Origin of the sequence: Phenylobacterium sp. (assembly GCF_004799395.1) — a bacterium.
GTDB lineage: Bacteria > Pseudomonadota > Alphaproteobacteria > Caulobacterales > Caulobacteraceae > Phenylobacterium.
Map to the genome: position 1 here is coordinate 1 of NZ_SSMZ01000058.1, position 6140 is coordinate 6140.

Sequence of the window (6140 nt, forward strand, 5' to 3'; positions counted from 1 at the left end):
ACGGTCGGCAAGCTGACCGGCCGCTATGACTTCAGCCCGATGTTCGCGCTGCGCGGCACCATCTCCAACGGCTTCCGGGCCCCGACGCTCGCGGAAGAATACTACTCCGGCACCAACGTCTCGCCGGCCTTCGCCGAGGTGCAGCTGCCGCCGAACTCGAACTCCGCGGCCATCGCGGGCTTCCAGCCACTGAAGCCCGAGAAGTCCACCAACTACAGCATCGGCTTCGTGGCCCACCCGATCGAGGGCCTGCAGATCAGCTTCGACGCCTACCAGATCGACATCCGCGACCGCATTGTCGTGACCGGCCTGATCTTCGGCTCGGACGTGAGCGGCAACACCAACTACGTGATCTCCCAGGCGGTGCTGAACGCCATCACCGCGCACGGCAACACCCTCGACAGCGGCATCTCCTACGCCGGCATCGCGGTGTTCACCAATGGCGTCAACACCCGCACCCAGGGCGCCGAGCTGACCGCGAACTACGCTTCCGACTTCGGCGCCTATGGCCACGTCGATTGGACCGCCGGCCTCAACTACAACAAGACCGAAGTGACCAAACAGGCGGCCCTGCCGGCGGTGGACCTCTCGGCCAACCCCAGCATCATCACCCAGACCTCGCTGCTCAGCCCCAACGCGCTTTCGGCGCTCACCGACTCCACGCCGCGGGAGAAGTTCGTGGCCAGCGCCTATTGGACCCTGGGCAAGTGGAGCGCCAACCTGCGGGAGTCGATCTACGGGCCGACCTCGCAGCTTGAGACCACCGACAACATCACCACCAATGCGCGGATCCCCACGGCCTCGATCACCGACTTCGAGCTGGACTACAAGATCATCGAGTCTGTGAAGCTCGCGGTCGGAGCCAACAACATGTTCGACAAGAAACCGCCGAACTTCGGCAACCTGCCGGGCACCCAGCAGCCGATTGACGGCGGCAATATCCTGAACGGGCCGATGAACTTCTCGCCCTACGGCATCGACGGCGGCTACTACTACGCCCGGGTGACGGTCACCTTCTAAGGGCGACCGCCGGACACGGGCCAGCCGGAGGCAGGGTTTGCGACGACGACGGGGCGGGCATGGCTGACACCTCGCCCGCGGCGATCATCGCTCGCGCCGCAGCCCTGCTGGCCAGCGATCCGGCCGAAGCGCAGCGCGGCGCCGAGGCCGTCCTGCGGATGGCGCCCAACGACCCCAGGGCCTTGCTGATCCTGGGGTCCGCCCGGCGCCGGGCGGGAGATCCGGCGGGCGCGCGGGCCATTCTGGCGCCGCTCGCCCAGGCCTATCCGCGCGCGGCCAACACCCAGTACGAGCTGGGCATGACCCTGGCGGAACTGGGCGATGGGGCGGCCGCAGCGCTGGCGCTTCGCAACGCCGTCAGCCTGAACCGCGACCTGGCCGAGGCCTGGCGGGCGCTCGGCGACCTGACGTTCAAGGCCGGCGAGGTCGCCGCGGCGGAGGCCGCCTATGCCGAGCATCGTCGCGCGGCGGTCACTGACCCGGCGCTGAAGGGCCCCGCCGAGGCGGTCTTCGCCGGGCGGATCGGCGAGGCCGAGAGCCAGCTGCGCGTCCACCTGACCCGCCATCTCGGCGATGCGGCGGCCACGCGCATGCTGGCCGAGGTCTATCTGCGCCAGGCCCGCTATGGCGACGCCGAGATCCTGTTCGCCCGCGCCCTGGAGCTGGACCCCGGCCACGACGGCGCCCGTTTCGGCTATGCCGACGCCCTATTCCGTCAGCAGAAAGCGCCCCAGGCCCTGGTCGAGGTGGAGCGTCTGCTGGTCGCCGCGCCCAAGGACCCCGCCTATCTGAACCTCTTGGCCGCCTGCCTGGCCCTGGTCGGCGAGGACGCCCGGGTGATCGCCATCTACGAGGCCCTGCTGGCCGACTATCCGCGCCAGCCGCGGCTGTGGCTCAACTATGGCCACACCCTGCGCGCGGTGGGCCGGCGCGAGGACGCGGTGGCCGCCTACAAGCGGAGTCTGGCGCTCGCACCCGGCCTGGGCGACGCCTACTGGAGCTTGGCCAACCTGAAGGTCGCGGCGCTCGGCCCCGCCGACGAGGCGGCGATGCTGGCGGCCCTCGACCGATCCGACCTCGGCGCAGAGGATCGCCTGCACCTGCACTATGCCTTGGGAAAGGCCCTGGAGGACCGCGGCGAGGCGGCGGCGTCCTTCGAGCACTACGCGCGCGGCGCCGCGCTACGGCGCGGCGAGACGCCTTATGACGCGACAGAAACCACCGCCCAGCTCCGCCGCGCGCAGGCTTTGTTCACGCCGGAGTTCTTCGCCGAGCGCGCCGGCGCGGGCGCAACCAGCGCGGCGCCGATCTTCATCGTGGGCCTGCCGCGTTCGGGCTCGACCCTGGTGGAGCAGATCCTGGCCAGCCACAGCCAGGTCGAGGGCACGATGGAGCTGCCCGACCTCGGGATCATCGCCCGCCGGTTCGGTCCTGCCTATCCAGAAGCCCTGGCCAGCCTGGAGGCCGCGGCCCTGACCGCCCTGGGCGAGAGCTATCTGGCGACCACTCGGGTGCACCGCAGGCAAGGCCGGACCTTTTTCATCGACAAGATGCCCAACAATTTCCAACACCTAGGGCTGATCCAGCTGATCCTGCCGCAAGCCAAGGTCATCGATGCGCGGCGCCATCCCCTGGGCTCGGGCTTCTCCGCCTTCAAGCAGCACTTCGCCCAGGGCCAGTCCTTCTCCTATGACCTCGGCGACATAGGCGCCTACTACCGAGACTACGTGGCCTGGATGGACCACATCGATTCCGTGCTGCCCGGCCGCGTCCATCGGGTGATCTACGAGGACCTGGTGCAGGATACTGAGGCCGAGGTCGCGCGCCTGCTCGACTATTGCGGTCTTCCCTTCGAAGAGGCCTGCCTGCGCTTCCACGAGAACAGCCGGGCCGTGCGCACGGTGAGTTCCGAGCAGGTGCGCAGGCCGATCTTCCGCGATGGCCTGGAGCAGTGGCGCGCCTACGAGGCCTGGCTCGACCCCCTGAAGACGGCGCTGGGTCCGGCGCTCGCCGGCTGGCGTGGCGGGCGCTGAGTCTTCGGCGACCTTGGCGCTCAGGGCCTCAAATCCGGCCTGGGCGCCGCGCATAGGGCGCCGGCCTGCCCGATTGACCAGAAATTGGGCGTCTGCGGTCGATCGGACGGCTGTTCACAGGGCCGTGGGGGAACCGCCGATGACGCCGGAATGGGCCCGCGTAAGAGGTGTCGGGCCGCAGCGCCGACACCGGACGCCGCGAGATTTTAGGTCTAGGCTGTTCAGGCTGGACCCCTAGTAATTTTGAGGTGGTTCCTTGTTGCTGGCTGGCTTTCCTCCACTCACCATCGCCCTGCTGGTGGCCATTCTCGCCGCCTCGGCCCTGATGAGCGGCCTTTCTGGCTTTGGATTCTCAGCGATCGGGGCCCTGTGCCTGATCTTCCTGCCGCCAAAGCTCGGCGTGCCGCTCCTGATGACCCTGTCGGCGGCGAACCAGATCATGTCGCTGCGCCAGCTGAAGGCGGATATGGCCCCGATCAAGCAGTGGTGGCCGAACGGACCGGCGCCCTATCTGCTGGGCGGCCTGATCGGCGTTCCGATCGGCTTGGCCATCCTGAGCTCGCTGCCCACCGGCGACCTCATGCTGGTGTTTGGCGGCTTCCTGGTCATCTACGCCGGCTACTCCCTGGCCCGCCCGCACGGCGTGCACAAGACGGTCGGCGGCGGCTGGCTGGCCTCGTCCCTGGTCGGCATGTCGGGCGGGGTGATCGGCGGCTTCACCGCCTTTCCGGGCGCGGCGGTCGTGGTCTGGAACGGCCTGCGCCATGTGCCCAAGCGCGAGGCCCGCGCCATCGTCCAGCCCTACATCTTCGTGCTGCAGTTGCTGTCGATCAGCCTGCTGGCGTTGCAGAAGCCGGAGACCTTCGGGCCCCGGTACTGGCTGCTGGTCGCGATCACCGTACCTGTGGTGCTGCCCTGCACCCTCGTGGGCGTGCGGCTCTACAAGCAGCTCTCCGACGTGAACTTCCGCAGGGTCACCTTCATCCTGCTGGGCGTCTCGGGCATCGGACTGCTGATCAAGGCCGCCGACACCTTCCCCGCGGTCGTCCATGCAATGAAGACCGCCGGCCTCTGAGAGCCGGCGCGGGTGGCGCGGGCGGCGCGGCAATCATGCCGCGCGTGAGCCCGCCACGCCCTTCCCGCTGAGGGACGTCAGCAGCTCGAAGAGCGCGGCGACATCGACGGGCTTGCTCAGCACGCCGTCGGCTCCGGCGGCGAGGTAGCGCAGGACGTCTTCCTCGAAGGCGTTGGCGGTCAGCATGTGGATCGGCGTAGCGGCCCGCGGGGCTGCGAGCGCGCGGATGGCGCGCACCGCGTCGACGCCGTCCATCAGCGGCATGTTGGCGTCCATCAGGATCAGGTCGAAGGTCGATATCTGAGCGACCTCCAGGGCCTCCAGTCCGTTCACGGCGAAGGTCAGGTCCGCCCCCGTTGGGCCGAGCAGCACCTGCATCACCCGGCGATTGGCGTGGTTGTCCTCGGCGACCAGCACCCGCAGGCCGGCAGTCTGCGTGGGCTCCGCGGCCGGCTCGGCGGCCAATGGGATGGCGGCGGCCCTGGCCGGGAACGCCAGCACGAACAGGGCGCCGCCCGCCTCCCCCGTCTCAACGGAGATCGAGCCGCCCATAAGGCTCATGTGTCCGCCGCAAATCGACAGGCCCAGGCCCGCCCCGCCGGCGTCGCGGCCCACCGCGGTCTGCTCATAGGGTTGGAATATGCGCGCGCGATCCTCGATCGGGACGCCGGGGCCTTCATCGTCCACGCCCAGCCGGATGTCGAAGCCGGCGCGGGAGGGCGCGGCGTCGGCCCGTACGCGGACCCGCCCGCCGGACGGCGTGAACTTCAGCGCATTGGAAATGAGATTGATCAGGCTCTGCTCGATCTTGCCTTCATCGGCGAGGATCCAGCAGGGCTCCGGCAGATCAGCCGTATCGAGGGTGAGCTCGATCCCGAGCTCATCGGCCTTGGGGCTCCAGACCCGGACGACGGTCGCCAGGGTGGCGCCCAGTGCGAAGCTGGTCTCCCGCAACACCGCCGCGCCGGACTCGACCTTGGACAGGTCCAGCACGGCGTTCAGCAGCCGCATGAGCATGGCGCCGGAATCGAGGATCCCCGCCACCAGCGACGCCTGCGGCGTGGTGAGTTGTTCGCGTTGCAGTCCCTCGGCCAGACCGAGCACCGCGTTGAGCGGGGTGCGGACCTCGTGGCTGGTGACCGCCAGGAAGGCCGATTTGGCGCGGCTCGCAGCCTCGGCGGCCAGCCTTTGGGTCTGGGCTTCGTGCACCAGGGTGTGGAGCTTGCGGTTCTTCGCCTGCAGCCGCGTCTCGACGCGCTCGCGTTCGAGGCTGCGGCCGAGTTGGCCCCCGATCTGGGCCATCAGGGTCAGGAGCTTCTCGTCCGGCTCGGTCGCCTCGGTCGTGTAGAACTCCAGCACGGCCGCGACCTGACGGCCGACCAGGACAGGAAATCCCAGGGCGGTCGTGAGGCCCGCCTCGGCGGCGGCGGCGGTCCGCACGAAGTTGTCGTCCGACTCGATGCGGCTGATCCAGGCCGGCGCCTTGGAGGCCAGAACCCGGCCTGGCAGCCCTACGCCGGCGGTGAACTCGATCTGCTCCGAGGCGCGCCGGAACGGTCCCATGGCCGCCGCGTCGTCGCCATGCCAGATATCGACAGAGGCCATGACCGTCCCGCCCCGCCGGCGGCGGGTGAGGAACACATGCCCCAGCGGCCACCCCGTCAGGACGCAGACCTGCTCCAGGGCCAGGGCCAGAACCTCGCGGCTGGGCGCGGTGCTGTTGGCCGCCTTGGCGATGGATTCCAGGAAGGCAAGCTGACGCTGTCGCTCCCAGAGCTCCCGCAGGCCGCGCTCCGCGATCGATTCCGCCTCACGCCGCGCCGCGCGCTCACGCTCGAGGCGGCGGGTCAGTCGGACGAGATCGGACGTGGGATCGGGGTCAGGCCGCTCGGACACGGTCCGCCGCCTCGACCCAGCGGATGTTGAACTCGCAGTGGGGATCGCCCTGTTCGACGCAGGACGTGTGCTCGACCTCGACCGTCTCGCAATACCAGTCGGCGGCGCCCTCGATG

The 6140-nt window shown here is 69.3% G+C and carries 4 protein-coding genes; 3 read left to right on the top strand and 1 reads right to left on the bottom strand.

What is annotated here, in order from left to right; translation table 11 throughout:
• The 3 genes from E8A12_RS03990 to E8A12_RS04000 form a co-directional block, all read left to right on the top strand.
• Window positions 1–1020, top strand: a 1020-nt coding sequence (locus tag E8A12_RS03990) for a TonB-dependent receptor (protein WP_293366464.1), incomplete at its 5' end; no start/stop codon positions are given.
• Window positions 1021–1079: 59 nt separating this feature from the next.
• Window positions 1080–3053 carry a tetratricopeptide repeat-containing sulfotransferase family protein gene (locus tag E8A12_RS03995; protein WP_293366465.1) on the top strand — a complete coding sequence of 658 codons (1974 nt, stop codon included), beginning with the start codon at window positions 1080–1082 and terminating at the stop codon, window positions 3051–3053.
• Window positions 3054–3309: 256 nt separating this feature from the next.
• Window positions 3310–4128, top strand: a complete 819-nt coding sequence (locus tag E8A12_RS04000) for a sulfite exporter TauE/SafE family protein (protein ID WP_293366466.1) — start codon at window positions 3310–3312, stop codon at window positions 4126–4128.
• 33 nt (window positions 4129–4161) lie between these two features.
• Here E8A12_RS04000 and E8A12_RS04005 read toward each other — a convergent pair whose 3' ends face one another.
• On the bottom strand, window positions 4162–6024 hold the full coding sequence (locus E8A12_RS04005; RefSeq protein WP_293366467.1) for a response regulator: 1863 nt from the start codon (window positions 6022–6024) through the stop codon (window positions 4162–4164).
• Between the last annotated feature and the right edge of the window lie 116 nt (window positions 6025–6140).

Coding starts and splice junctions, on each gene's coding strand:
- E8A12_RS03995 (WP_293366465.1), top strand. CDS start 1,080: ATGGCTGACACCTCGCCCGCGGCGATCATCGCTCGCGCCGCAGCCCTG.